The 26,482-nt window shown below is 42.7% G+C and carries 26 protein-coding genes; 22 read left to right on the top strand and 4 right to left on the bottom strand.

The annotated features are described in order from the left end of the window. The first annotated feature begins 198 nt into the window (after window positions 1-198). Complete coding sequence (locus tag Q1Q15_RS21625; RefSeq protein ID WP_363321028.1) at window positions 199-558, top strand: transposase; 360 nt, start codon at window positions 199-201, stop codon at window positions 556-558. 89 nt (window positions 559-647) lie between these two features. Continuing rightward, a complete protein-coding gene (locus Q1Q15_RS21620; RefSeq protein ID WP_300464571.1) occupies window positions 648-779 on the top strand; it encodes a hypothetical protein in 132 nt (43 codons plus the stop codon). Between the two features lie 456 nt (window positions 780-1,235). Here Q1Q15_RS21620 and Q1Q15_RS25565 read toward each other — a convergent pair whose 3' ends face one another. Further along, complete coding sequence (locus Q1Q15_RS25565) at window positions 1,236-1,466, bottom strand: hypothetical protein (protein ID WP_363321030.1); 231 nt, start codon at window positions 1,464-1,466, stop codon at window positions 1,236-1,238. An 8-nt stretch (window positions 1,467-1,474) separates the two neighbouring features. Further along, a complete protein-coding gene (locus Q1Q15_RS21615; RefSeq protein WP_300464570.1) occupies window positions 1,475-2,005 on the bottom strand; it encodes a hypothetical protein in 531 nt (176 codons plus the stop codon). Window positions 2,006-2,558: 553 nt separating this feature from the next. Here Q1Q15_RS21615 and Q1Q15_RS21610 point away from each other — a divergent pair. From Q1Q15_RS21610 to Q1Q15_RS21525, 18 genes are all read left to right on the top strand, one after another. Further along, window positions 2,559-3,563, top strand: coding sequence for a TRAP transporter substrate-binding protein (locus tag Q1Q15_RS21610; protein WP_300464568.1), 1,005 nt, complete (start codon window positions 2,559-2,561; stop codon window positions 3,561-3,563). A 30-nt stretch (window positions 3,564-3,593) separates the two neighbouring features. Continuing rightward, complete coding sequence (locus Q1Q15_RS21605) at window positions 3,594-4,088, top strand: TRAP transporter small permease (RefSeq protein ID WP_300464566.1); 495 nt, start codon at window positions 3,594-3,596, stop codon at window positions 4,086-4,088. Continuing rightward, window positions 4,085-5,401, top strand: coding sequence for a TRAP transporter large permease (locus Q1Q15_RS21600; RefSeq protein WP_300464564.1), 1,317 nt, complete (start codon window positions 4,085-4,087; stop codon window positions 5,399-5,401). The genes Q1Q15_RS21605 and Q1Q15_RS21600 overlap by 4 nt, the downstream gene beginning before the upstream one ends. A gap of 256 nt (window positions 5,402-5,657) precedes the next feature. After that, the gene (locus tag Q1Q15_RS21595) at window positions 5,658-6,134 is read left to right on the top strand and encodes an IS1595 family transposase (RefSeq protein WP_300464562.1); all 477 of its coding nucleotides are present in this window, start codon (window positions 5,658-5,660) and stop codon (window positions 6,132-6,134) included. Between the two features lie 280 nt (window positions 6,135-6,414). Then, window positions 6,415-6,927: a hypothetical protein gene (locus Q1Q15_RS21590; protein ID WP_300464560.1), complete on the top strand. Its 513-nt coding sequence runs from the start codon at window positions 6,415-6,417 to the stop codon at window positions 6,925-6,927. 9 nt (window positions 6,928-6,936) lie between these two features. Further along, window positions 6,937-7,374, top strand: a complete 438-nt coding sequence (locus Q1Q15_RS21585) for a formylglycine-generating enzyme family protein (RefSeq protein ID WP_300464558.1) — start codon at window positions 6,937-6,939, stop codon at window positions 7,372-7,374. 236 nt (window positions 7,375-7,610) lie between these two features. After that, on the top strand, window positions 7,611-9,074 hold the full coding sequence (locus tag Q1Q15_RS21580; RefSeq protein ID WP_300464557.1) for a sigma 54-interacting transcriptional regulator: 1,464 nt from the start codon (window positions 7,611-7,613) through the stop codon (window positions 9,072-9,074). 258 nt (window positions 9,075-9,332) lie between these two features. Further along, on the top strand, window positions 9,333-9,692 hold the full coding sequence (locus tag Q1Q15_RS21575) for an antibiotic biosynthesis monooxygenase (protein WP_300464555.1): 360 nt from the start codon (window positions 9,333-9,335) through the stop codon (window positions 9,690-9,692). 188 nt (window positions 9,693-9,880) lie between these two features. Beyond that, window positions 9,881-10,054 (top strand): hypothetical protein, encoded by a 174-nt coding sequence (locus Q1Q15_RS21570; RefSeq protein WP_300464553.1) that lies wholly within the window; start codon window positions 9,881-9,883, stop codon window positions 10,052-10,054. Window positions 10,055-10,478: 424 nt separating this feature from the next. Continuing rightward, the gene (locus tag Q1Q15_RS21565; RefSeq protein WP_300464552.1) at window positions 10,479-10,796 is read left to right on the top strand and encodes a BON domain-containing protein; all 318 of its coding nucleotides are present in this window, start codon (window positions 10,479-10,481) and stop codon (window positions 10,794-10,796) included. A gap of 31 nt (window positions 10,797-10,827) precedes the next feature. Then, window positions 10,828-12,030: an OmpA family protein gene (locus tag Q1Q15_RS21560; protein WP_300464550.1), complete on the top strand. Its 1,203-nt coding sequence runs from the start codon at window positions 10,828-10,830 to the stop codon at window positions 12,028-12,030. Between the two features lie 236 nt (window positions 12,031-12,266). Next, on the top strand, window positions 12,267-12,479 hold the full coding sequence (locus Q1Q15_RS21555; RefSeq protein ID WP_300464548.1) for a LapA family protein: 213 nt from the start codon (window positions 12,267-12,269) through the stop codon (window positions 12,477-12,479). Between the two features lie 13 nt (window positions 12,480-12,492). Then, the gene (locus tag Q1Q15_RS21550; protein ID WP_300464546.1) at window positions 12,493-12,783 is read left to right on the top strand and encodes a coiled coil domain-containing protein; all 291 of its coding nucleotides are present in this window, start codon (window positions 12,493-12,495) and stop codon (window positions 12,781-12,783) included. A 420-nt stretch (window positions 12,784-13,203) separates the two neighbouring features. Continuing rightward, entirely contained in the window at window positions 13,204-14,232 is a 1,029-nt protein-coding gene (locus Q1Q15_RS21545) for a hypothetical protein (protein WP_300464544.1), read from the top strand. A 149-nt stretch (window positions 14,233-14,381) separates the two neighbouring features. Beyond that, on the top strand, window positions 14,382-15,191 hold the full coding sequence (locus Q1Q15_RS21540) for a nitrilase-related carbon-nitrogen hydrolase (RefSeq protein ID WP_300464542.1): 810 nt from the start codon (window positions 14,382-14,384) through the stop codon (window positions 15,189-15,191). A gap of 309 nt (window positions 15,192-15,500) precedes the next feature. Beyond that, a complete protein-coding gene (locus Q1Q15_RS21535) occupies window positions 15,501-16,811 on the top strand; it encodes a glutamine synthetase family protein (RefSeq protein WP_300464540.1) in 1,311 nt (436 codons plus the stop codon). 233 nt (window positions 16,812-17,044) lie between these two features. Next, entirely contained in the window at window positions 17,045-19,252 is a 2,208-nt protein-coding gene (locus Q1Q15_RS21530) for a hypothetical protein (protein ID WP_300464538.1), read from the top strand. A 10-nt stretch (window positions 19,253-19,262) separates the two neighbouring features. Continuing rightward, the gene (locus Q1Q15_RS21525) at window positions 19,263-19,658 is read left to right on the top strand and encodes a DUF2391 family protein (RefSeq protein WP_300464536.1); all 396 of its coding nucleotides are present in this window, start codon (window positions 19,263-19,265) and stop codon (window positions 19,656-19,658) included. A 459-nt stretch (window positions 19,659-20,117) separates the two neighbouring features. Here the strand turns inward: Q1Q15_RS21525 and Q1Q15_RS21520 are convergent, their stop codons facing one another. Together Q1Q15_RS21520 and Q1Q15_RS21515 are read right to left on the bottom strand one after the other, a co-directional pair. Continuing rightward, the gene (locus Q1Q15_RS21520) at window positions 20,118-20,801 is read right to left on the bottom strand and encodes a hemolysin III family protein (protein ID WP_300464534.1); all 684 of its coding nucleotides are present in this window, start codon (window positions 20,799-20,801) and stop codon (window positions 20,118-20,120) included. Window positions 20,802-21,711: 910 nt separating this feature from the next. Further along, complete coding sequence (locus tag Q1Q15_RS21515; protein WP_300464532.1) at window positions 21,712-22,266, bottom strand: XRE family transcriptional regulator; 555 nt, start codon at window positions 22,264-22,266, stop codon at window positions 21,712-21,714. 100 nt (window positions 22,267-22,366) lie between these two features. Here Q1Q15_RS21515 and Q1Q15_RS21510 point away from each other — a divergent pair, with 100 nt between their 5' ends. Together Q1Q15_RS21510 and Q1Q15_RS21505 are read left to right on the top strand one after the other, a co-directional pair. Beyond that, window positions 22,367-22,972 carry a LysE family translocator gene (locus Q1Q15_RS21510; RefSeq protein ID WP_300464530.1) on the top strand — a complete coding sequence of 202 codons (606 nt, stop codon included), beginning with the start codon at window positions 22,367-22,369 and terminating at the stop codon, window positions 22,970-22,972. A gap of 710 nt (window positions 22,973-23,682) precedes the next feature. Next, the coding region (locus Q1Q15_RS21505; protein ID WP_300464528.1) for a chemotaxis protein CheB at window positions 23,683-26,482 on the top strand (2,800 nt) is incomplete at its 3' end.

Raw genomic sequence — 26,482 nt, 5'->3', positions numbered from 1 at the left:
AACCTGAAGGTCAGAAACTGATAATTTTGTATAGTCTCGCCAATAATATAGATAAATGGTTGGAATCACGTATCAATATAAGTTCATGAATCCGGGGACATAATACCGTTTTTAAATAGTATTATGTCCCTGAAGAGAAAAAGGGGACAGATTTATTTTTTAATTGTTTTTCTGAACAATATATGAACAAATAGGCATATGCCGAGACAAGGAAGGATCATATTACCCAAAACTCCGCACCACATCATGCGGCGTGGTCATAATCGTGATACTGTATTCAATGGGGATGACGATTTTGAATACCACAAAACCAACCGGATAGAATTCAAAGAAAAAACCGAGTGTAAAATATATGCGTATTGTCTGATGACCAATCATGTCCAGATCATCATTGATCCGGGCAAAGATCCAGCAGCACTTTCCCAGTTCATGAAGGGTGTCGCAGGAAGACAGACGCGCTATATTAATAAAACTGCAAAGCCATCAGGCAGTTTATGGGAAGGCCGTTTTAAATCCAGCATCATATCAACACATGAATACCTTCTAAGTAGGTTTTGATTACTTGCAAAAACCTCACCTTTCCATACAGAAATGCAAACTTAGCGAGAACAGGCTTGCGAGCCTCAATTTTTTTTTCAAGATGAGATATGAATATAAAAGTGGAACCGGTGGGCTTGGTGGAATTGGTGGCTCAACCCAAAAAAGATCAAAACCCCCCAGAAACCCAATTGCAATATGAAAAATTTTCTCCTACCCCCAAAGCAATCTCTGGACAATAAGAACAGTCCATCGAAAGCAAAGGACCGGAGGAGGGCCGGAAAAATTTTGGCTTAGACTTGCATTCCAGGACATGCTTAGAAAAGAACATCTTGATTATACGGTTTCAGTTGCATAATTTAAGCAAAAACCGATATCTCCTCTTTGATCTTTTGCGTATGGCAAAATTCAATATCGCCCAAAGCTTGTTAAAGTAGTCGTCATAATAAGCAAAGCCTTCTGAAGCCCATCTGAACTTATATTACAAGCAGGGTCAGAGGGCATGGATTTGAAGTTCCTTTCAAGGGTAAAAAGATCAGCCGTGTGGTGCTTTGTCACCAGGTCAAAACCATTTATTTTATTGAAAGAGGACTGCAATTTACTGAAAAAGCACCGACCAGTGTGGCGTGGCCAGTGAGGCACTGGCAAAGGTCAAAGCTATCGTAATTATCATTTTTTTAAAGCGACCCTCCTGCATTTCATGCAGATTTTCGCCATTCATACCGATGGTGAAGGCCTCCGAGACGCGGCAAAGCAATCACTTTACAATTTTTCAGACACTTTTCCCGGACTGATCGTCCCGATGGTGTGTCTTTATCAAGACCAAGGTGGGTTTTGTCATCATGATAATAACCCAAATAGGCTGTTAATATTCGCCTCAAATGGTTTTTATTCAAAACAATCATGTGATCCAGACAATCACGACGCACGCTGCCGATCAATCTTTCACCATAAGGATTTTGCCAGGGATTTTGCGGGGGGTTACAGTCGGCACTTTAAAAAAATCAATGGCAAAGGTATTGAACATCTGATTTTTCATGAATGTTCTCCACGTCTGGGATGGGGGTTTGCCGGTTCTGAACTTCTTTATGATTTTAGAAACTGTCCTTTCATGAACTTCAATTCCCAACTTCATAAACTCTCCGTGTATCCGTGGTGCACGCCAAAGAGGATTTGCCCTGGCCATGCTTTCAATGAGTTTACGGATATCGGAATCAATAGAAGGTCGCCCTACCCGTCTTTTCCTCGATTTAGCTTTCCAAAACAGTTTAAATCCTTTTCTGTGCCAATGGATTACCGTTTCTGGCTGAACAATGATTAAAGCACTTTTCCAGTCTTTCCAGAGCCTGCAAAGAAATACCCAGAGAATTCTGTCACGAGTTCTGATTTTTGGACGGTTGCCATGCTGTTTCACGATAGCCAGTTGTTGACGAAGAGCAAGGTTCTCGATGACAAGATATCGATTCATTACAATCATCAAAAAAATGAAACAAAATGATAAAAATATCGCTTCCATAATGCTGGCAACTTAATCATGGGATTTAAAAATTGTCAATAATTTCAGTCAGGACGAATAAATACGAGTGGTTGTAAACTTTTTTACCTATTTGATTTTCGTAATAATTGGGTTTTCAAATAAATAAAACCCGGCACAAAGACAAGATTGCCCAGCCTGGCGTTATTTATCCTCGAGTCATCGAGTCAAAGGGAAAGAATCCTGAACAATATCCAAATTGGGAATATGAGGAAGAATAGATGACTCGTGAAAAGGTTTCGAATCGGCGACCCAATATAATGCCCCAATCAAATAAATGTTGATTTATCAACGAAACCCTTAGAAAATTTTGCGAAAAAAATCCGGATTTTCATTGACAAACGGCAGGCTCATTCGTTATAGCATTTAATCGATGCTACAATGTAGTTGCATTGTGATACTAAAATGAAGACATGTAAACAGCAGGAGTCGGCCATCTGAAAATGACCCTGGTTCAGACGGCCGCCTGACTTGAGGAGGTTTTTGAATGCGCTTACAATCGGTTCCATTGTTTCTGGTTTTCTGTGCCACTTTTTTTCTGATCCAACCGGCCGGGGCTCAGATGCGGCTGACCTATTCCAACTTTTTTCCGCCCACCCATGTTCACAGTCAACTGGCGGAACGCTGGTGCAAAGAAATTGAAGAACAGACCCACGGCGAGATTGTATTCAACTATTTTCCGGCCTCTACCCTGACCCGGCCCCAACAGACTTATACTGCCGTGGCAAAAGGGGTGGCGGACATCGGCATGACGGCCATCGGCTATTCCCGGGGCCGGTTTCCGGTGCTGGAAGCCATTGACCTGCCCATGGGATACACCTCCGGGGTCCAGGCTACTGCCGTGGCCAACCAGGTGCTGGAACGGTTCGATCCGGAAGAGCTGCACAATACCGAAGTAATGTATCTGCATGCCCACGGACCCGGTGTCATTCATACCCGGAACAAACCCATCCATAGCCTTGCGGATCTCAAAGGCCTGAAAATTCGGGGAACCGGCACCAGCGGGGAAGTCATCGCCGCCCTGGGCGGGACGCCTGTGGGCCAGTCCATGGCGGAAACCTATCAGATGCTCCACCGAGGCGTGGTGGACGGGTCAGCCCATCCCGTCGAAGCCAACCACGGCTGGAAACTGGGAGAAGTGGCCAAATATATGATCCAGAACTTTTCCAGCGGATATACCACCACCTTTGCCGTGTTCATGAACCAGAAAAGATGGCATCAATTGACCCCGAAACAGCAGGAAATTTTCACACGCATCAACAAAGAATACGCACTGAAACACGGACAGGCTTGGGATGAGGCGGACAAGAAAGGCATGGCGTTTTTTCTGTCCAAAGGCGGCACCGTGATTTCCCAGACCAATGAGGAATCAAAACGCTGGGCTGAAAAATCATCGGTCCTGTTAGAAAACTATATTCAATCCGTGGCAAAAAGAGGCATTGACGGCAAAGTGGTTGTGGATTTCATCCAAGCCCGTCTGCAACAGCCATAACCCGTATCTTCCAATATACAGGAGTTTTTAATGAGACAGATTGCTCTGGCACTGAACAAACTATCCAACGCCATGAAACTTATCGGCGGCATCGCCCTGGTCGGCATGATGCTGTTGACTGTGGTGGATGTCATCGGGCGGTTTTTCAAACACCCGATATTCGGATCGGTTGAAATCGTCGGGTTTCTGGCAACCATCATCGTGGCAGGGGTCCTGCCCTATACATACAAAATAGGCGGCCATGTGGGCGTTGAAATTCTGATGCAGACCTTTTCCCGAAAAACCCAAATCTGGGTCGGGCTGATCACACGGACTTTAACACTGTTTCTGTTCGGACTGATCACATGGCAGATGTTTCTGCATGCGGCGGAACTCAGACAGACGGGGGAAGTATCCATGAGCTTGAAATTCCCCACCTATTATATCGCTTATATCCTGGGTTTCGGGTTACTGCTTTTTTCCATCACCATTCTGGAAACCATTTGTCTTGATATTGTGGAACTGCGGAAAGGAGATTCAAAATGAGCCCGACACTCATCGGTATTATCGGCATTGTTTTCATGCTGGCACTGTTTCTGACACAAATGCCCGTGGCATTTGTCATGGCCCTGGTGGGATATGTGGGATTCTCCTATGTCATAAATATCGATGCCGGCCTGGCCCTGCTGTCTCTAGAAGTGTATGAAACCCTGGCTTCCTATGACCTGTCCACCATTCCCTTGTTCATTTTCATGGGCCAGCTGGGATTCAATTCAGGTATCAGCAAACGGCTGTATGACGCCGGGTATAAATTTCTAGGCAATATCAGAGGCGGGCTGGCCATGGCCACGGTGGCCGCGTGCACCGCATTCGGAGCCGTGTGCGGATCCAGCCCGGCCACTGCCGCCACCATGGCCACCATCGGGCTGCCGGAAATGAAGCGGTACAATTATGACGATGAACTGGCCACCGGTTCCGTGGCCTCCGGGGGCAGCATCGGCATGATCATGCCCCCGTCCGTGGTGCTGATCATATACGGCATTTTAACCCAGCAGTCCATCGGGGCGCTGTTTGTGGCCGGCATTTTTCCGGCCCTGCTGATCACGCTGCTGTTCATTTTGTGCATTTATATCCGATGCACCATTTCCCCGGAGCAGGGTCCCCCGGGTGAATCCTTTTCATGGACGGAAAAGCTGAAATCCCTGATGGGTTTAGGCGAAACTCTGGCGGTCTTTGCCCTGGTGATTGTGGGAATTTTCATAGGCTTGTTCACACCCACGGAAGCCGCAGCCATAGGTGCCTTCGGTGTTCTGCTGATCGGTTTGGTCAGACGGCAGCTCACCTGGCAGGGATTTGTAAATTCCGTTCTGGAGGCCCTTCGCACCTCCTGCATGGTCATGATGCTGATCGTGGGGGCCGTGATCCTGAGCAAATTTCTGGCCGTGACACGAATCCCCTTTGAAATCGCCGGATGGGTGGCCGGTCTGGACCTTCCCGCCGTGCTGGTCATGAGCGTGATTCTGATCATCTATCTCATCGGCGGCTGTTTTATCGATGCCCTGGCATTTGTCACCCTGACCGTGCCCATTTTCTATCCCGTGGTCCAGCAGTTGGGGTATGATCCCGTCTGGTTCGGGGTGATGATTGTCATGATCACCCAGATGGGGGTAATCACCCCGCCCATAGGCATCAACGTGTACGTGGTTTATGGCGTGGCCCAGACCGTGTTCCGGCAAACCATTCCGCTGGAGACAATCTTCAAGGGCGTGATTCCTTTTCTGGCCGCATTGATTGTGGGCGTCATCATTCTGATCCTGTTTCCACAGATCATTTTGTTTCTGCCCAACCTGCTGTATTGAAACCGGCGCGGATACGGCTTTACGTCAAAACTGACCGGTGCTGGTCTTCAAACCGGGCTTTCACCGACTCCACCATGAAATGCAGCCGGTTTCTGATATTGACTTCTGAGGTGCCGGCATCAAAATCCAGGTACAGCAGATTCAGTCCGGGTACAGTCCATCAAAAGGGGTCAAGTCTCGATTTGAGCTTTGAAAATCATGCAACTCTCAAATAGAGACTTGGTAATCATATAAAGGACTTAGTGAGGTATCGGCATTGGCAATATCGCCTATTTTCATAGTTGTAATTGCTATTGAAATCCATGAACCTATGGGTTTCGGACGAGTTAGGATGCAACGCATTCCTGATGCTAGTGCTGATAGTTTGGTTCCATTTGTCTGTAATTCTGTTGAGCCTGAATCGAATATCCTTACTGATAGCTGGAGAGGATACGATACAATTGAGAAATTTGGCTATAGCCATGAAAAAGTAAATCTTTCGGATAGTGGTGATCCTGCACATTTAAGTTTGCCTGGTGTTCATAGAGTTGCCTCATTATTGAAAAGATGGCTACTCGGAACCCATCAGGGGGCCGTTAGTGAAAAACATCTGGACTATTATCTCGATGAATATACTTTTTGTTTTAATAGAAGATCCGCCTCAGCAAGAGGATTGCTTTTCTACCGTCTTTTAGAACAAGCTCTTTGTTCAACGCCAACAACATACAGAGAGATTGTAAGTAAAGAAATATAAGTTACGGCTGGTCCTTAATTTTGATTTACGCCAGCGAAGTGGACACCCCCCTTATACTAAAATCATATTTCGCTATGGATAGCCCTTGATATTTTATTAACAAAATTTTAGAGTTATCATCCTCTAAAATTTTTATTTTATCATAAAATTACACCGTTAAAATGATCAACGATAATCAAAAAACATTGAAATAGTTGGCTCAAAAACACAGGAGAAACAAAAGAAAGATCCTTTTGCAATTATTATTGACAGGCGCTTTTCTGGCAAATAGACTGCAAGAATGATTAACACTGGGAAGATAAAAAAAATATTGTGGTTTGTCTCTCTGGTATTTCTCTTTATTGGTTTTTCACATGCAGACGATCAGCCAAATCTTAGGTCTCTGGTTGAGGCGGCAAGAAAAGGGGATGTTGAAGCCATGTGCGATACAGGGATGGCCTATTTTTATGGAAAAGAAACACTGAAAGATCCATTCAAAGCCAAATGCTGGATTAAAAAAGCATATGACAACGGCTCTCTGCGGGCTGAAAAAATCTGGCAAGATCTGGAATTGTGGAAATACTCGGGAAAATGTGAAACATCTTTTGATGATGAGCCCTTACCGAAATATTCCAGAAAAGATAGCTTTACAGAACCTGTAACTGGAATGGAGTTTGTCTATATCCCAAACGACTGCTTTAAGATGGGGTGTAACCCTTTAGAAGAAAAATGCAGCAAAGATGAAACGCCTTATCATAAAGTCTGCCTGGATGGATTCTGGATGGGAAAATATGAGGTCACCCAAAAACAGTAGCACTATTTAATGGGTAAAAATCCTTCTCGGTTTAACAGTGATTCAAGCCGGCCTGTTGAAAATGTTTCCTTTGATGACATTCAACAATTTATTCGAATTCTCAGCACAAAAGGCACTGGGAAATTTTCATTGCCCACAGAAGCCCAATGGGAATATACCTGTCGAAATGGTGGGGAAAAAGTGATTTTTTCCTGGGGCAATGATTCCTATCGCCCGGATGCGAACTGCGGCACCTGTAATTCAGACGATTTTCATGGCGAAACTGCACCTGTTGGCAGTTTTTTCCCAAATGAACTTGGGCTGTATGATATGGCGGGCAATGTAAAAGAGTGGTGCCAAGATATTTATTCCAAGAAGACCTATTCAAAACAGGTTAAACAAAACCCTGTTCATGACGGCAGAAGAATTAGACGCATACCCGGTGTTGATTTGAAATTTCTGCTGTAAACAAATGAGCCTGACATTTTGACCGAGTCATCGATTTTTTCCTTGAAATTTTTCAGGGGAATCAACGTTTTCTCATATGGTATGTCTCCTTAGAAGCATCAAATGATTTTTTAACCTTCCTTTGACAAAAAGCAACAATCCATCTATTATACCAGGTGTTTAACTTTGTGTTCCAGGATTGAGTTAACTCTTTTGTTTTTCCCGTGTTTATGTTTTTTAAGATAAGGATATGGTCTGTGAAGAAAGCGTTTTTGGACATTTTCAGCAGTATCCTGAGTTCAGTTAGAGAACCGCTTGTGGTGCTTGATGCCAACCTTAAGGTGGTGGATGCCAATCCCTCTTTCTACAAGACATTCTACGTTACCCCCCAGGAGACCGAAGGAACATTGATATATGATCTTGGCAATGGGCAGTGGAATATCCCAAGACTCAGAGAACTGCTTGAACAGGCCCTGCCGGAAAACTCAATATATAATGATTTTGAAACCATCGGGTCTAAGATCATGCATCTGAACGCCCGGAGAATCTACCGGGAGGCCAACCAGACAGAATTGATCCTTCTGGCCATTGAAGATGTGACCGAGCGTGAATATTTTAAAAGAAATCTTGAAAAAATTGTTGAATCCCGAACTGCCGAACTGGTCACCGCGAGGCAGGAGGCTGAAAAACAAAAACAGGCCGCAGAAGAAGCCCTTTTTGAAATAAAAAATCTCAAAGAGCAGTTGGAGCAGGAAAGAGCCTACCTGAAAGAAGAAATCAAACTGGAACATAACCATGAGAACATCATCGGAAAAAGCGATGCCTTGAAATATGTGTTGTATAAAGTGGAACAGATCGCCCAAACAGATACCACGGTATTGGTTTTAGGTGAGACCGGGACCGGTAAGGAGCTTGTGGCTCGTTCTATTCACGGCTTCAGTAACCGTAAAAACAGGGCGCTTGTAAAAGTAAACTGTGCTGCATTGCCGTCAAACCTGATTGAAAGCGAATTGTTCGGCCATGAAAAAGGGGCATTTACAGGTTCCAGTTCAAGGCAACTGGGACGGTTTGAGATTGCCGACGGGGCCACACTTTTTTTAGATGAAATCGGAGAGCTGCCCCTGGAATTGCAGTCCAAACTGCTGCGGGTTATCCAGGATGGTGAATTTGAACGGCTGGGCAGTTCCCACACCATCAAGGTGGATGCAAGGATTATTGCTGCCACAAACCGGAATCTTGAAGAAGAAGTACAGCAGGGAAGGTTTCGGGATGATCTCTGGTACCGGCTCAATGTTTTCCCCATTACCATGCCGCCTTTAAGAGACCGGATAGAAGACATCTCGCTGCTGGTGGAATATTATATCAGAAAAATCGCCAAACGGATGGGAAAGCACACCGGCATCATTCCCAAAAACGTAATGAATACCCTACAGAATTATCACTGGCCGGGAAACGTCAGGGAACTGGAAAATGTTCTCGAGCGGGCGGTGATTAACTCGTCAGGCCCCAAGCTGCATCTCGTGGATGATCTTAACAAGCCCTTTGCATATTTAAGCAAGAGCCTGAAGACACTGGAGGCAGTGGAGCGGGACTATATTGTCCGTATGCTTGAACAGACCCATTGGAAAGTCAGCGGCAAAAACAGCGCTGCTCAAATTCTCGGTCTCAACCGCAGTACTCTGCGTGCCCGTATGCGAAAGTTGGACATCCGCAAGCCTTAAAATCAGGGCCATATGTGACCAAAGGTCATATGTGGCCTTGACACTGCATTGTTTTTAATACCATCTTTATTTTTTTCAGGACCGATTCTTCTATTAAATCAGCAGGACAGGCTGTGTATAAAAAACATGGGCAGGCTATGGCATGAAGGTTGCTCTATACTCTTTTTGATTAAAAGCTGCATTGGGTAAAACAAAAACAGGGTCGTGGTCAAAATCCTTTCGCATACAAACTGCCAGGCTCAAAAAAAGGTGATCACAGTGATCGTAGTCAAAATTATTCTGAATGTTCTTGCAGAGAAGCAGTTGGAGATAACGCAGACCCTTGTTTCGCTGATCGAGCCTGTGGCTCGGGAAAAAGGGTGCAAAGGCATTTCTGTTTTCTGTGATATCCAGGACAAAAACCGCTTTTGCCTGATCGAGGAGTGGAAAACTCGTGAAAACCTGGATCTGCATCTCAAATCTCACAGGTTCGGGGTTCTGCTGGGAACAAAACCCCTTTTAAGTGAACCTTTGAACATAAGGATTTACACAGTTTCCCATCTCCAGGGAATGGCGGCCATTGACGCGGTGAGGACCAAGGGAGTCCCATATGACGAATATATTGTTAATGTATCCTGAATTACCGGATATAGGAGACCATCCGCATCGATTAGGGGTTGTGGAAGCGAAGCTGCCCTGAGCGGCAAAGTAGTTGTAATAGGTCAATTATACTTATTTCAAAAAAAGGCCGGGGGGTTAATCAAAGTATTAATGATTAATTGGCGGCGTGTGCGGTCAACAACGATTTATTCAAGAAGGAGATTACCATGAAGTTTAAAAAATTTATCTTATTGCTGTTATTTTTAGGGACAATAGCTCTGACCGGATGTGAAAAGAAGGGTCCGGTTGAAAATGCGGGTGAAAAAATAGACAACGCCATTGAGAGTGCAGGAGAAGCCATCGAAGAGGCAGGGGATACGATAAAAGATGCCACAAACTGATACCCCGGGTAACCTATTCGGGGTATTTGATTCCCTGCGTGGAATTCGTATCGGTAAGTAAGGGATGCAAAGAGAGAAAAAATCAAATGAAAATTTCAACATAGCTGAGTCAAAAAATAGCTGATGGCATAAATGTATCACAAATCGAATTGCCGACAGATGTATCTTACGACAATGATCCGGATGAAACTGTTTATTTTGAAGAGCAGAAGCCCTGCGGTTATTTCTGCCCAGAAAACCATCCCTTTTCTACGGTGGAACGATTTGGATCATGTTACTACAGCAGGGGTCAGGACAAAAAAGCCGCCATTCATTCATCAGAAATGAAGTGGCATCTGTTTACAAAGGGTAAAGAGCTTGCAGTCAAAACGGCCAAAGCACAGAGGGTAGAATAAAAAAATTATCATCTTTAGAGGAAAAAATCATGAAAGCAAAAAATTTTATCAATTGTTTTATTATTGGGGTTTTTCTGTTTACCTTTGTTGCCGGTTGTGCCGGAACACATCATAAGGAAAGCACGGGAGAATATGTTGATGATTCTGTTATAACCACCAAGGTGAAGGCTCAAATTTTTGATGACCCGATGCTCAAGGTGCTCCAGATCACTGTTGAAACTTTCAAGGGAGAAGTGCAGTTAAGTGGTTTTGTTAATTCTGCCACGGCTTCTGCCAGAGCTGTGGAAGTGGCTAAAAAAGTAAAAGGGGTCAAATCTGTTAAGAACAGTCTTATCGTAAAAAAGTAACTCAAATTAAAAATTGAACAGGAGAAAGAGCATGAAATTTTTCAGAATTATGGTTGTTTTACCACTCATTTCATTATTTTTATTCGGATGTGCTGTCCGGCAACAGGCACAGCCCATGGCTGATTTTACCCCAACCATGTTTAATTCAAATGATTATGTTTCTGCCGTGGATAATTTTTTGATTATCCTTGACGCATCCAGTTCAATGGATACCAATTACATGGGGAATAAAAAATTTAAGATTGCCACCCAGATTGTCAATCGCATGAGTCAAACTCTGCCGGAACTGGGACAAAATGCCGGTCTCAGGTCTTTCGGGCATAGTCCGAAAGTGTCTGATAAACAGACGGTTCTTTTTTACGGCATGGAAAACTTCACCCAGTCGGGTCTGAATGAAAAATCACGTCTGATTTCATCTCCCGGTGGCACCAGTCCGATGCATAAGGCATTAACCGAAGCCGGACAGGATCTTGTTGGTTTTCCCGGAAAAACAGCTGTGATTATTATCACTGACGGTCAAGAGCAGGTCGGTTTAGAATCTCCTGTGACTCTGGAAGCAGCCCAAACGCTGAAAGACCAACTGGGATCAGAACTTTGCTTTTATCCAATCTCTGTTGGAGATGATGAGAATGGCGGGACCCTCATGGATGAAATCGCCGGGATTGGCGAATGCGGCTTTGCCTCAAATGCGGATACGCTTCTAACCGGTAGCGGTATGGCAACCTTTGTCAGGAAAATTTTTCTTACCCAAAAACCCATGGCACCCAAAGACAGTGACAACGATGGTGTCACCGATGACCTTGATAAATGCCCGGGAACACCACAAGGTATCAAAGTGAATGTTGATGGATGTCCTCCTGTTATCAAAACCAAGGCAGTTGCCCCACCCATGGGAGAAACCTGGATCATTGATGAAGCCTATTTTGATTTTGATAAAGTCGTCGTCAAACCGGGCGCTTTTGATTTTCTTGATAAAATTGCCGAGTTTCTCAAAGGCAATCCCGGCGTCTTTGTTAAAATCCAGGGGCATACTGACAATGTTGGAACCAAAGCATACAACGATATCCTTTCCCTGCAACGCGCCCAGGCCGTAAAGACCTATCTTATGGACAAAGGGATTGATAAAAGTCGTATGTCCTGCGAGGGATTTGGATTTTCCAAACCCACAGCTTCCAATGAAACGGAAAAAGGCCGGAGGTTGAACCGGCGTGTTGAAATGTATCCGGTAAAATAAAAACCATCTAAAAAGGAGTTCATGGTCTTAAGGGGTGAGATTGCTTCTGATTTTACGCTTCCGGGCGTAAAGGAGATAAGAATTTTTTATGGCTAAACAGGCAACAGAATTGAGGTACTGGGGATGAGACCTCTTCTGAGTGATTACAATAGTATCATATTGTGTAATATTGATTGTTTACAAAATATTTAAACAGCATGGACATTCGGTCGAAGTTCGAACGGAAAGGAGGAGAGATGAAATCAATCAAGCTGGTGTTGCTTCTGGTGCTGGTTGTTTCTTTGGCGGCAGTTGTATTCCAGAATCAAGCACCGTTGCAGGTCCATTTTCTCTGGTTGACCGGGGAAGTGCCAGGAATCATCCTGATGCTTTTAACCGCAGCCGCAGGATTTATCATGGGGATTACCGCTACGCTTCTGGTGAAGCATGGAGCTAAATCACAACAATAAATAGGAGAAAGCAATGAACGAAAAAAAGCTGTTTCAGCAAAAAAAACAGGCTCAGTTGGACAAATGGAAAGCAGAAGTAAACAAGTTTAAGGCAAGAGCCTCCGGGGCCAGCGCCGACGCACAACTGGGGTTGAACAAGCAGATCGAAGTTCTGGAAGGCAAGATTGAGGAGGGAAAGACCAAGCTTGCTGAAATCCGGGTCGCCAGTGAAGACTCATGGGAGTCAATCAAAGAGGGCGTGGAAACCGCATGGGATTCGATGAGGTCTGCTTTCAGTGGCGCAGCAGCCAAGTTTAAAAAATAACAACAAGCGTCTAACGAAGAAGGTTGGCTGTGATATTAAAACATTTCATCTCTTTCAACTATAGGAGTTCAACATGACAATGGGTTCACGGGAAATACAATGAAAATTATTGCTATTGTCCTAATCGTTTAAGGCATTGGCTACCAAGCTTGTGGGTGACGTCCACGGTGCAAAGAAGGAACAAAGAAAGATTACACAAGAAAAACTTTCAGGAGGTGGACTATGTCGACAGAAAATGTTACGTCTTTTGTCTGGCCGGTGGTTAATAATACGGTGTGTATCGTTGCTCTTGTGCTGGCTGTGATGATTTTCATATTTGGGATGTCTAGCGGCGCACGGGGTAATAAGGTTCGCATGGTCTTTGCCGTGTGTCTCTCCACAGTGATAGGATGACTATCATGTTTAAGGCTCAGTACCAATATGATTGATTTAGGAAAAAAACTTATTCAAACCGAGCTTGTGAAGGAAATCATTTCCATCCGCCTGGATACGCTCTGGAAAATGTTGGCTCTGAGAAAAGAAGGTTTATTGCCGGAGCCTTATGAAGAAGGAGCTACGGGCAAGCTGGACAATAAAGGAGGTATCTTCATCCCTGGAGGCGTTATTTACCAGGATGTCGATGAGGTGCCTATAAGTTACAACAGACAACAAAAGATGTCGTCAAAAATTTTCCGGGAGAAGATCCGAAAGGCCATGCAATACGACAATGCCACTCTGTTGTTCCCAGACGGTATTGCAACCGGTATCAACCTGGACAGCGGATTTTTTTCAAAGGCGGCCAGGCGAATTTTCATGTTTAAAAAAGCAGCATTTCGAAGAAAAAAAAGGATCATCTCACAAAAATACTTCCAAGTCATGGCCAGTGATATTATCCGAAGCCACTGTCCTACTTATATGCCCCAGCCATATGGTGCCAGGACCCGGATAAGTACCTGTGCTGCAGTCGGTCTCATTGATCCGCCTATGTTTTTCTCCTATTGCGGCACTCAGTTGAGCCTTACCCGGATCCAGCTTGAAGCATTTGCAAAACAAATTGATATTGCACAAGATCCGGTCAAATCTCTGTCTGGAAAGATATTATATCAACCCTGCCTGGTCGTCTGCCATGATACCCGTTACAAGGAAAATAATTTAACCGGCCTGACAAGACTTATAGGTTTTGGCAAATTTGGTGAATTTGCCACCATTTCATTTGAACAGATCAACAAGACCCTGTTACGGGAACTGAAACGAAAGGATCAATCCATCGGCCAGGAGGATGTCCTTGCTGAATACGGAAACATGCAAATAGCAGGCATTCTGCGAGTCTATTCCCCAACAAAACTGGGAAAACGGCTGCAGCGCTATTCTCTTAATGTCATATCGCCAGTTAATGATCTATATATTGACCTTGAGCAGATCAAACAGGAAGCTTTTGAAAGATACCACATCAATTTACCTTCAAGTTAATAATCTTAAAGGAGGGATCCATTGTTTGGAAAATGTGATCCCGCCCCACTAAATTGGAGGCTATGTTACGCTACTTTTGGATTCGGCAGATTAAAAAATGCATGGAGTTCAATTTGTCTATTTTTATAACCGCTCGACTAAGAGGAGTAATGGAAATGTTTCAAGTCGCTGCCATTCAGATCACACCGATTTTAGGTGATGTTCAGGCTAATTTAAAACGAGGAATTCAGTTTATGCGAAAGCTCGGTCAGGAAGCTGATCTAATCGTTTTTCCTGAACTCTGGACCACGGGTTACTATCTGTCCAAGCAGGCTTTTCAACAGTTGGCTGAAACAAGAGATGGACCTACTATTAATCAACTCCGAGAAGAGGCTCGACGTGCAAAAGCGATTGTGATCAGCTCTTTTGCGGAAAAAGATACCGAAAATCAATTGTTTATTTCAGCGGTTATTATCGATCAAAATGGAGAGATATTGGGTGTTGTGCGCAAGAGCCTTTTATGGGGACGAGAAAGCGAAATCTTTAAAAAAGGTGAAATAAAATACCCCATTTTTGAAATAGAGCATGCCAAGATAGGGGTGTTGATCTGTTATGAAATGGAATTTCCGGAACCATCACGGCTGTTGGCATTGGAAGGCGTGGAACTGATTATTTGCCCTTCCGTATGGAGTGTCTCTGCATCGCGGCGTTGGGATATCCAGTTACCAGCACGTGCCTTGGATAATACTGTCTTTATTTTGGGCGTTAATACTGTTGGTAATAACAGTTGTGGAAAAAGCAAGCTGGTTGGCCCAATGGGTGACATTCTGGCAGAGGCTTCTGACGCCAGGGAAGAGGTTCTGTTAAGAGCCGTTGATATTCAATCCTTATATTGGGCACGTGATGAGAATCGGTATTTGGAAGATTATCGGACCAAATTAACACCAGGCGGAAGCACGATCCCCACTCCCATTATTTAACCTCACCCGACTCATTCTTTGAACAATATGGGAATAGCTTTATTGTTGATACGCCCTTCTGACGTGATATTGAAGCATAGTATCCTTTCATTGCGGAACAAATGCTTTGTGTTGAAGCCCTTAATCTGTTATGCTCTGTTCAGCATTACGAAAAAATATCCTTTCCATTCTGATTGATTGTAATCGAAGAGATCCTTCTTCCTTACCACAAAATTTAATTTGTGATGTGCTTGACTGGTAATAGACATCAATCAGAGATCTCAGTTCAATTCGGTGATTTTAGGGAAAGCCTAACTATACAGGACTAAAATGTTAAATTTCAAAGAATTAGAACAAAAAATCAATGATGTTGACGCGCTACAGATTTTCACAACCGACCTCAACGGTCGCTCAGTTAGCCTTCAGGTCCATGCAGGAAATGTTGAATCTTTTTTTAAAAAGGGGGTTGGTTTTGATGGAAGCTCTGTCCCGGGTTACGGGACGGTTGACAACAGCGATAAACTCCTGATTCCCCTGCCGGAAACCTTTAGAAAAGTACCCTTTGCCCAGGAAAATCTCGGTTTTTTAATCGGTAAGATCAATGAAGAGTATGGCGAAAGATCTCTATTGGATCCCAGGGCTTTATTGGAGCGGGTCGTCCAACAAGCTGAGGCCGAGTTTGGCTTTCGGTTTCTGACAGCCCCGGAGCATGAATTTTTCCTGTTGACGGGCGATGAATTCAGCAAAGATATCCATACCGATAATGCTGGATACTTCCATACGGATCCAAGAGATAAGGGGGAGTCGGTCAAGAAGGAGATTGCGGCGGTTTTAAAGCGGTGCGGGATCCAATTTGAAAAAATGCACCATGAAGTTACCCCTTCTCAGCATGAGATCAATCTTTCTTGCCTGGATCCTATAACCACTGCTGATCGAACTGTTTTATTTTCCTATATCACCAAGCGAGTGGCCAATGAGCAAGATTTACATGCCACGTTTATGCCCAAACCGTTTAACGGTTTTAATAGGAATGCGCTTCACATTCACATATCCGCCCAAGACCTTGACGGGAATCACCTGTTCTACAACCCGAGCGGATCTGACAACCTCAGTGAAACCGCACGTTTTTTCATCGGTGGTATGATTAAGTATGCAAGAGAAACATCGATCATTATGGCTGCCACTTTCAATTCGTATAAGGCCTATGTAATTGGCAAGGAAGCCCCCATTGTCCGAGGGTGGGGGCTCAAAAACCGAAGTTCCATGGTCAGGGTCCCTTATGCTGAAGGCGGAAAAGACACCAGAATTGAAATTCGATCTCCAGACCCTTCCGGTAATATCTATCTTCAAATTGCAACCTTAATCGGGATGGGACTTCAGGGAATTCGAGAGAAAATCGATTGTGGAGATCCTGATATTGGGAATCTCTCTGATACAAAAAATGCTTCCCACCTCATGGACACAAATTTTCTACCCCGCAATATGTTTGAAGCGCTGGTGGAAGCCGAAAACAGTTCATTTCTTAAAGACTTCCTGGGAGATCCGCTTTATTGTCAATATATGTCACTGAAAACCGCTGAGTGGGAAAACTATCGAACCTTTGTGACTCCTCGCGAACACAAGATGAATTTTCATATTTAGGATAGCCAACAGGAGTGGGCGGGAGATCATGAAAATGGTATCCTTCCCCCACTCTTCATAAACCAATTCAGGGTAAACCGGTCTGGGTGAAGGAATATTGTGGATGCGTATTTCTCAAAGCCCCAGATATCGTAAAATCATTTCTATAATTTCAATTTCTTCAATAAATCGAATGTTAGTATTGGTCCCTGGCAATAATTTATGCAGCAACTTTGCTGCAATAAGGAAATATTGTGCCGTTTTTAAATGAATTAAAACATACACTTCCCAATGTAAAAGCATACAGGCTCATGCAGAAATTGTTCAAAGAGAACCCCGGTCTTTTTGATATTATTGACACGTCAAAAACCATTCTCCAGGCCAAGAAAAAATTAAAAATTTGGGCTCTGGAGGTCCTTCGGGAAAACAAACCAGCATATGCCTATTATATGCGCAAACAAACCGGTAACCTCCAGCTTGAAAAGTTGAGATCCAAAGACTATGCTGCCATTCGCATCCTGGATTATATCCAGCATTCGGGCAGGCAATTTAGGGATCCCAATCTCAAAGGCGAAATTGTGGAAAATGATCCCTTTGCCATTCTCATGCAATGTGCCCGCAAGGGAACCGGTGGAGGCACACCTGCCTATTTCTATGATATAATTCACCTGTTCAGGCAGTTTTCAGGGCATGTATACCCAGATCCCAAGAAACTTGAAATTTCAACCTGGATGGACCGATATTCCTCAGGCCTTGATCCTGCCGTCATCGAGCAACGGAAAAAAAACAAGCTTCGGATACTGAAAAGCATCATTCAAATGATTGATGAACGAAGGGTAAAAAGCAAGCGGTTTTGTTTTATAAAAGGAATGTCCCGGCAAAAAAAATTGGCCCTTGCCAAAACATGGTGGAATGATCATAAATTTCATCTTAAATTTGCAGTCAGAACCCCTGAAGATCTGAATGAAATGCTTGATTTCTCCCTTGACAGAGAAACAATGGATACCCTGAAACAGGCCCAGCAAGTCGGCATTCCCTTTTTTGTCAACCCCTATTACCTGTCGCTTCTGGATACCCAAGCCTCGCCTATCTCTTTGGGAGCGGATCTTGCCATCCGGCAATATATTATCTATTCAAAGGAACTGGTTGCTGAATTCGGAAATATTAATGCCTGGGAAAAAGAGGATATTGTTGAACCGGGAAAGCCCAATGCTGCTGGCTGGATCGTTCCGGACGACTGCATTCACAGACGATACCCCAATGTCGCCATTTTAATGCCCAAAAGTATGGGCCGTGCCTGTGGCGGGCTGTGTTCCATCTGCCAGAGAATGTACGGGTTTCAACAGGGTGATTTGAATTTTGACTTTGAAAAATTACAAGCCAAGACCTCAGTAGAAGACCGCTTGGAAACTTCGATCACCTATTTTGAACATGACTCACAATTAAGAGATATTCTCATCACTGGCGGAGATGCTTTGATGAGCAACAACAAAACCATTCGAAAAATTCTTCAAAGCGTTTATAAGATGGCCAAACGAAAACTGGCAGCCAATGCAAACAGAAAAGAGGGGGGAAAATACGCACAGATCCTAAGGGTAAGACTGGGAACCAGGCTTCCGGTTTATCTTCCCATGAGAATCCAGGCAGGTCTTGTGAACATCCTTGCCGAATTCAAAGAAAAAGCGTCCAAAGTAGGTATTCAACAATTTGTTTTCCAAACCCATTTTCAATCGCCCATGGAAATCACCCCTGAAACAAAATTCTGCGTGGACCAGCTGAACAAAGCTGGCTGGATTGTAACCAACCAGATGGTTTTCACATCTGCCGCATCAAGAAGGGGGCATACGGCAAAACTTCGAAAAGTACTCAATGATATCGGCATTCTTCCCTATTATGTGTTTACCGTTAAAGGATATATGGAAAATTCCAGCCTGTTTTCACCCAATGCCCGGCTGGCTCAGGAAAGCATGGAAGAAAAGAGCATCGGCCTTCTGGAGGAGAAGTTCCATCCGGGAATCAGGCAACTGCCTCTGGATGCTGAAAATATAGCTGAGAAACTTTCCCAATTGAGAACGGATGCCGACATCCCATTTATTGCCTCTGATCGGAATGTCCTCAACCTTCCGGGGGTCGGCAAGAGCCTTACCTTCAGAACCATCGGCATTACCAATGAAGGCAGAAGAATCCTTGAATTTGACCATGACGCAACAAGGGAACACAGCCCTATTATAGAAAAAATAGGAAAAATCATTATCATTGAATCAAAAAGCATCCATGATTATCTCCTGCAGCTTGACAATATGGGAGAGGATGTGTCCGAATATGCTTCAATCTACGGATACTCCCTGAGTGAAACAGAACCCAGAATGCCTATCTTTGAGTATCCGGCCTATGATTATGACCCAACACGAAAAATAACCAACCTGGATCTTGAAAATTCGTTAAATGGCAATCGGAAATAGCGAGTAATCAATGAAAGTTAGCTTCAATGTTGAAGATGCAAGTCAGGTGTTTGTAGGTGCTTTTGCCTTAGCTGTGCCAATCTCTTTCTTGGAAGAAGCTTGGCGGTTAGGTGAAACATTGCCGTATACTAACTTGCTAATGCTGTTTGTTTTATCTGTGTTATTTCTCAGTTTGTTTACATATCAAAGTGTTTTTCAGAAAAATATTCGGTCTCGTATCTTCATATTTATTTTTCGTATAGTTATTGCTTATCTCATGGCAGCATTAGTTGTCACTTTGGTATTGTTTTGTCTAAACAAATTGCCACTGATAGATGACCCTATAATCTCTTTGAAACGTATCATTGTCATTACGATGCCAGCATCTATGGGGGCGATAGTGGTGGATAGTTTTGACAAAGAGTAGTAAAACCATTTAATCGGGTAGCCGGGGGTTTTAATCCCACAACACCCTGCATGCGGGTCAATCCATCGGCCAGGAGGATATACTTGCAGATTACGCAGACATTCAGATCGCCGGCATTCTGCGAGTCTATTCCCCGACAAAATTGGCAAAACGGCTGCTGCGCTATTCACTTAATGCCATGTCGCCAGTTAATGATCTACATATTAACCTTGAGCAGATCAAACAGGGAGCTTTTGAAAGATACCACATCAATTTACCTTCAAGTTAGTACTCTCAAAGGTGGTATCCATTGTTTGGTAATCATCAATTTTTTTTGCAATATACAGATTTTTGATATGCGGTATTTTTAGAAACTTTTGTAGATACAGTTTGAATCATTGAATGTTGGGAATGTTAACCTTTAAGGCAAGAATCTTTGACAATTGATGCATTAAAAATTTAAAGATGGATGATAACATTTTATCCATCAGTCAAATAAAAAAGAATCCCGAAAAAATGTGTAATACTCCCTCCCAGAACAAAAAGATGCCAAACTGCATGATTATATGGCATTTTTTCCCATGCATAAAATATAATTCCGAAGGTATAGGATATCCCGCCAACAAGAAGCCAGATAAGTAATTTCAACGGGACTGTTTGAAACATTGGCTTTATCGCAAAGACAATGAGCCACCCCATGGCAATATAAAATAAAACAGAAATTTTGTCGTATTTCCCTGTTAGGAAAATCTTTGCAATAATACCAGCCACAGCCATTGCCCAAACAATCACGAAAACAGTCATTCCCCAAGCCCCACGTATTGAAACTAAAACGATAGGAGTATATGATCCAGCTATTAGCAAATAAATTGACGAGTGATCCATGACTTTGAAAAATTGTTTTATTCGTTCATCGGAAAAGCTATGATACAAGGTGGATGATAAATACAGAAGAATCAGTGTGGTCCCGTATATACTTAAGCTTAAGACTCTCAGAGTATCACCATTCCCGGAAGCAGAAACAACCAAAATAGCGAGAGCGGCAATACTCAATGCTGCTCCGATTCCATGTGTAATACTGTTTGCAATTTCTTCTCCCAAGCTCTGAACTGCCGGGTCTGATACATCATTATTTTGCTTTTTTGTTGTTTTGCTGTTTTTCATATTAAATGCTTGATATTTTTCTTTAAATTACGTGAACTCAAATTTGGTATTTTTTGCTGAAAATCCTTCCACTCTGGCCCAATTCTGTTCTGCTATTTTTTTAAAAACTATTTTTTTCCATTTTAGAATCGAGTTCAACCCTTCCTTTGCAACTCTCTTCCCTTGATCCTTATCAGATAAAGAAAAATTTATGGAATTCAATTTTACAAGTTCTTGCTATATAAAACAAATAAATATATTAACTTGCATAGCCGGTTGGTCTGAATCGAGGATAAATATCCAATGTTTGTGTTTGACCTTCATTGAACCTGAAAAAATTAAAAATATCCGTTGTAAGTTTGAGCATTCTGAAAAGAAATAATTTCCATTTTTAGACTGAAGAACAAACAAAATGAGGGCGACTATGTCTCTATTTATATTGATTTTTGGCTGAAAAATAATGGCGCTCAATGGCGTATCAAAGACTCAGTCCTAACGAAATTTTGGCATCCCCACATATGGTATAGATGGTTTTTTCAGCCTTGTGATTTTTATTCAATTATATAAGCCATGAGCATCATACCCGGCCATTTCCCCACAGTGGTTTTTAGAATATAACAAATTTATAGTTGCTGATTCGGAAAAATATTTTTCAGGGTTTGACTGCTGTAAAATGAATCTCCAATATACAATAATGGAAGATTTGAATATTTTATTTTGGCCTCTCCCATAAAGTGGAATTTATGACTGAGGCGCAATAAAAATTAAAATACCAGATGTTGTGATTTGTCTTTTTTTGAAAAGCCCGGACTGGCGAAAGAAGCGCTCGGTAGATTGTTGAATTTGACTCCTGACACATAATACCATTAATACTCGCTGGCATTTCAGTTGTAAAAGATAAATCCTAACCTCTCTGATTCATATCATCGAGTCAGGAAAGATAACTGATCTGCATAATTGCCGATGCCATCTTTTTACCGATACATTTATAATCGTGGGGGCAATTCGCTTTAAATTGAAGGAATTCATTTTCATTTATTTTAAAGCCTTTACCATCAACACTTATTTCAAGCTGCCCTTTTAATACGAATACATATTCATAAACATTGCCTTCATGCGGTTCTCCTGAAAAAGTTGTATCAGGATCAATTTCGATGAAGTAGGTTTCAAAAGATTGTTCCGGCTCAAATGGGATTAAAGGAAAAAGCCGATAGTGTTCAGACTCTGCTGTTAGCGGTTTTCCATCTTTAAATGACCTCACTTCCGCTTCAACAACTGGTTTTTTGAGTAGGCTTGTGAATGAAACTTTCAATCCATTGGCGATCTTCCAAATAGTTGCGATTGTTGGGCTCGATTTCCCGGTTTCAATCTGCCTGAGCATACTTTTGCTAACACCTGTAAGCCCTGATAACTTATCTAAACTGAGTTTTCTGGCCTCTCTTATCGTTTGTAAATTGTTTGCAATTGCATCAATTGACTGTTTCATATAACAAACTCCTTGACAATATATTGCACGATTATTAATATAACGATCATAAAGTTGTTAAACAGTACGATGAATTTATATTTTTATCAAGAGGTACAAAATGAATATTGAAATCATTCCTTTGATTTCCTTTGCGGTTATCACCACCTTTACGCCAGGACCCAATAATATAGCAAGTGCATCAATGGGTATCATGTATGGTTACAAAAAAACTATTTACTTCCTTTTAGGGATAGCATCTGGTTTCTTTGTTGTTATGATTGGTTGTGCTTATCTTTCCAGTACGATTTTGGCAACTATACCGATGTCAGAGAAGTATTTACGATGGGCTGGAGCCCTATACATCGTATGGCTTGCCATAGGTATTCTCCGCTCCAGCAATTCTTTTGACGACACGGGTAAAGCACCAAAAGCATTTTTAAAAGGATTTATTCTGCAACTATTCAATCCCAAGGTTGCTGTGTACGGATTGACCTTATTTTCAACTTTCCTTGCCTCAATTTCAAATCAAATGAAGACCCTTGGGCTCTTTGCAACTATTTTTGCGCTAACGGCATTTGCTGCAACATCAACATGGGCTTTGTGCGGTTCGGTTATAAAAAACAAGCTAAAAAATGAACCATTCAGAAGAAAAATCAATATATTGCTCTCCTTGTTACTTTTATACACTGCTGTGGATCTCTCAGGAATAATATCAACTCTATAAAATTTGGTATTTGGAGACGTTTATTTTGTCTATCTATATGGGGTTTCGGCTGGAAACTTACAGCGACAAATGGCATTTTAAAGACTCAGTTAAGACAAAATTCGGGAACCCCAATATGTGGTATCTTAATATTTTTCAGTTATGAAATTTTGATTCCACTATATGAGCCTCAACCACTGTGAAAAGCCAACCTTGCACTGTAATTTTTATAATATAACAAATTTATAGCTGCTGATTTTGAAAATATTTTACATGGTTTGAACTGCTGGAAAGTGAATCTCCAAGTAACTTGAATAGGATCTTGGTTTATTTGACTTTGGTTCCGGCTATATATTGTAATTTCAAATCTGAAACTGAAAAATTTATCCATACCGTATCTTGTACCATGGCAAATTATAAAAACCCCGGACTGGTGAATGAAGCGCTCAGTAATTTGTTTGGTTTGACTCGTCACTAATGATACCATAAAGACTCGCGAGTAATTCGATTAGAATCTGACCGACGATTTGTTTTGCATTGGAATGTTTTTTACTGTATTCTTGTTTAAATAAACTTACCCAAAAAATTATATTTCAACCTGGAATAAGAACCATTTTTCTTTGGGACTTGGAGTTTTCCGACTTTCACGCTCCTTTGCCAAACAGATCTTAATGATACCATTTGAACGGTTGGGTATTGGAAAAGTTCAGTCAAGCAGAAAGGTAACGGCCATGTCAGCAAAAAAAAAGGGGTCACCCAATGATAAAAAAATTTTAGAACCGGGTGAACCAGAAAAACAGCGCAAAAAAAGTATCTGCTTCCCCATCGTCGGTATCGGTGCCTCAGCCGGTGGATTAGAAACCCTAAATGCTTTTTTTTCCATTATGCCGCCTGACAGTAATATTGCATTTGTGATTATCCAGCATTTAAGTCCGAACCATAAAAGCATCATGGTATCCCTGCTGGAAAAAAAGACCCGCATGGTCGTCCGGGAAATTGAAGATGGTACAAAACTTTTGGCAAATCATGTCTACATTAATCCCCCGGGCAAGAATGTGGCTGTCTTCAATCGCAGCCTTCATCTGCTGAAACCGATAAAAAGCAGTGCCATTAACATGCCGATTGACTTTTTTTTCAGGTCGCTATCAGAAGACCAGAGTGAAAAAGCCATTGGTATCATCCTGTCGGGAACAGCATCGGATGGAACGCTGGGGATTAAAGCGATTAAAGGTGAAGGTGGTATAGCGATGGTCCAGCAGCCGGATACGGCAAAATACGATGGGATGCCCAGAAGTGCTGTCGAGACCGGACTGATCGATTTTATCCTTCCAGTTGAAAAAATGCCGGACACTTTAATCCGGTATGTACAGCATCCATATCTTGAGTTACAGAGCCAGATCAAACTCACAGACACCCCAGTTAAAAATCAGATGCAGAAAATTTTTGGCCTGATTCGCAGCGCCACCGGCCATGATTTTTCCCATTATAAACAAACTACTATTTCGCGTCGAATTGAGCGCCGCCTGGCTGTTCACCAGATAAAAGCATTGTCTGATTATGTTCTATATCTCCAGAAAAATCCTGCTGAAATAAACGTGCTCTTTAAAGACCTGGTCATAGGGGTAACCAGCTTTTTCAGAGATCCGGAAGCCTATAAAATACTTGAGCAGGAAGTGCTGCCGAACTTATTGAAAGAAAAAGGGCCTGATGCAATGATCCGTATCTGGGTGACAGCCTGCTCAACCGGTGAAGAAGCCTATTCTCTTGCCATTATCCTTTCCGAATTAAAAGACAGGATCAAAAACTACTTCAACGTCCAGATCTTTGCCACGGATATTGATCCGGATGCCATAGCCGTTGCCCGCCGGGGCATTTATCCAGAGAATATAGGCGTTGATATTCCCGCGGAGCGATTAAAACAATTTTTTACAAAAAAAACCGATGGTTTCCATGTTAAAAAGCAGATCCGGGAAATGATCGTTTTTTCAACGCAAAACGTTATTAAAGATCCGCCGTTTTCCAAGCTGGACATGGTGAGTTGCCGGAATTTAATGATCTATATGGAAAATGTCCTGCAAAAAAAAATCATCCCCCTGTTTCATTATACGTTAAATCCGGGCGGAATTTTGTTCCTGGGAACATCCGAGAATATCGGGGTGCATATGGATCTTTTCGGGCTGATCAATTCCAAATGGAAGATCTTTGTGCGCAAAACATCGCTTGCGGGCAAAGGAAAAGAGTATCTTGATAAAATTTATGATCCCGCCCATACAACGATCATCACGGCTGAAAAAGACGGCCTGCCCGTCAAGGTCGATATACAGGCTGCGATTGAAAGAACGCTTCTTGATGCATATGCCCCGGCGGGAGTCCTGATCAATGACAAATATGAAATTCTGCATTTTGTGGGTAAAACAGACAAATACCTGACACCTCCCACCGGAAAACCTGAGTTTAACGTGATTGACATGGCCCGTGAAGATCTCAAAAACAAACTGACCGTAGCCATTCACAAATCGGTTCGGGAAAAAAAGAACATGTGCTGCTCAGGGGTGAGGGTCAGATATAATGGCGCCTTTTGTGTTATCAATATATCGGTCAGACCTTTAAGCGGAAAACAGCTGCCTTCGGGTTTGATGCTCGTGACATTTGAGGATATACCCACTGCAGATGGTTCAGAAGGAAAAAAGGTCGGGACTGGTAAACCCAAACGACAGAATTCCGCCTTGAAAAGCCTTGAACAGGAACTGCAATCCACCCGGGAATATCTCCAGGCAACCATTGAGGAACTGGAAACATCCAATGAGGAACTTAAGTCAACCAATGAAGAGCTGCAATCGGTCAACGAAGAAATGCAGAGCACCAACGAAGAATTAGAGACCTCCAAGGAGGAGCTGCAATCCACCAATGAGGAACTTGCCACAGTGAATTCAGAGCTTCAACATAAAGTAGATGAATATGCCAAGGCCAGTGATGATATGCACAACTTATTGGCTGCTACTGAAATCGCAACCATATTTATCGATACTGACCTGCGCATAAAAAACTATACGCCTGCTGCTGCCGGAATCATCAATTTAATTTCGACCGATATCGGCAGACCGCTTAATGACCTTAAAACCCGTTTTGCCGGTGTCGATCTTGTCAGTATGGCCGAGAGTGTCCTCAACGATCTGAATACAGTGGGATTGGACATTCTGTCACAAGATGGCATCTGGTATTCATTAAAGATTATTCCATACCGGACAACCTCCAATATAATTGATGGTGTGGTCATGACCTTTTTTAATGTGCAGAAGATTAAACAGGCAGATAAATTAAGGAGGCTGGCAGCGGTTCTTGAAGACTCCAATGATGCCGTTACCGTTCTGGACATGGACGGAAATATTTTAGCCTGGAACAAAGGGGCGCAGCAAATGTACGGCTGGACTGAATCCGAGGCATTAAAAATGAATTTTGAAGAATTTCTCCCGGATGATAAACAAGATGAGTTCAAATCCATCGTTGAAAAATTAGAGGAGAAAGTTCCTG

This window comes from Desulfobacula sp. (assembly GCF_030145145.1).
In the GTDB taxonomy this organism is placed as follows: domain Bacteria; phylum Desulfobacterota; class Desulfobacteria; order Desulfobacterales; family Desulfobacteraceae; genus Desulfobacula.
This window is presented reverse-complemented; position numbering and strand designations above follow the sequence as displayed.

Coding starts and splice junctions, on each gene's coding strand:
- Q1Q15_RS21625 (WP_363321028.1), top strand. CDS start 199: ATGCCGAGACAAGGAAGGATCATATTACCCAAAACTCCGCACCACATC.
- Q1Q15_RS21620 (WP_300464571.1), top strand. CDS start 648: ATGAATATAAAAGTGGAACCGGTGGGCTTGGTGGAATTGGTGGCTCAA.
- Q1Q15_RS21615 (WP_300464570.1), bottom strand. CDS start 2,005: ATGAATCGATATCTTGTCATCGAGAACCTTGCTCTTCGTCAACAACTG.
- Q1Q15_RS21610 (WP_300464568.1), top strand. CDS start 2,559: ATGCGCTTACAATCGGTTCCATTGTTTCTGGTTTTCTGTGCCACTTTT.
- Q1Q15_RS21605 (WP_300464566.1), top strand. CDS start 3,594: ATGAGACAGATTGCTCTGGCACTGAACAAACTATCCAACGCCATGAAA.
- Q1Q15_RS21600 (WP_300464564.1), top strand. CDS start 4,085: ATGAGCCCGACACTCATCGGTATTATCGGCATTGTTTTCATGCTGGCA.
- Q1Q15_RS21590 (WP_300464560.1), top strand. CDS start 6,415: ATGATTAACACTGGGAAGATAAAAAAAATATTGTGGTTTGTCTCTCTG.
- Q1Q15_RS21585 (WP_300464558.1), top strand. CDS start 6,937: ATGGGTAAAAATCCTTCTCGGTTTAACAGTGATTCAAGCCGGCCTGTT.
- Q1Q15_RS21570 (WP_300464553.1), top strand. CDS start 9,881: ATGAAGTTTAAAAAATTTATCTTATTGCTGTTATTTTTAGGGACAATA.
- Q1Q15_RS21565 (WP_300464552.1), top strand. CDS start 10,479: ATGAAAGCAAAAAATTTTATCAATTGTTTTATTATTGGGGTTTTTCTG.
- Q1Q15_RS21560 (WP_300464550.1), top strand. CDS start 10,828: ATGAAATTTTTCAGAATTATGGTTGTTTTACCACTCATTTCATTATTT.
- Q1Q15_RS21555 (WP_300464548.1), top strand. CDS start 12,267: ATGAAATCAATCAAGCTGGTGTTGCTTCTGGTGCTGGTTGTTTCTTTG.
- Q1Q15_RS21550 (WP_300464546.1), top strand. CDS start 12,493: ATGAACGAAAAAAAGCTGTTTCAGCAAAAAAAACAGGCTCAGTTGGAC.
- Q1Q15_RS21545 (WP_300464544.1), top strand. CDS start 13,204: ATGATTGATTTAGGAAAAAAACTTATTCAAACCGAGCTTGTGAAGGAA.
- Q1Q15_RS21540 (WP_300464542.1), top strand. CDS start 14,382: ATGGAAATGTTTCAAGTCGCTGCCATTCAGATCACACCGATTTTAGGT.
- Q1Q15_RS21535 (WP_300464540.1), top strand. CDS start 15,501: ATGTTAAATTTCAAAGAATTAGAACAAAAAATCAATGATGTTGACGCG.
- Q1Q15_RS21525 (WP_300464536.1), top strand. CDS start 19,263: ATGAAAGTTAGCTTCAATGTTGAAGATGCAAGTCAGGTGTTTGTAGGT.
- Q1Q15_RS21520 (WP_300464534.1), bottom strand. CDS start 20,801: ATGAAAAACAGCAAAACAACAAAAAAGCAAAATAATGATGTATCAGAC.
- Q1Q15_RS21515 (WP_300464532.1), bottom strand. CDS start 22,266: ATGAAACAGTCAATTGATGCAATTGCAAACAATTTACAAACGATAAGA.
- Q1Q15_RS21510 (WP_300464530.1), top strand. CDS start 22,367: ATGAATATTGAAATCATTCCTTTGATTTCCTTTGCGGTTATCACCACC.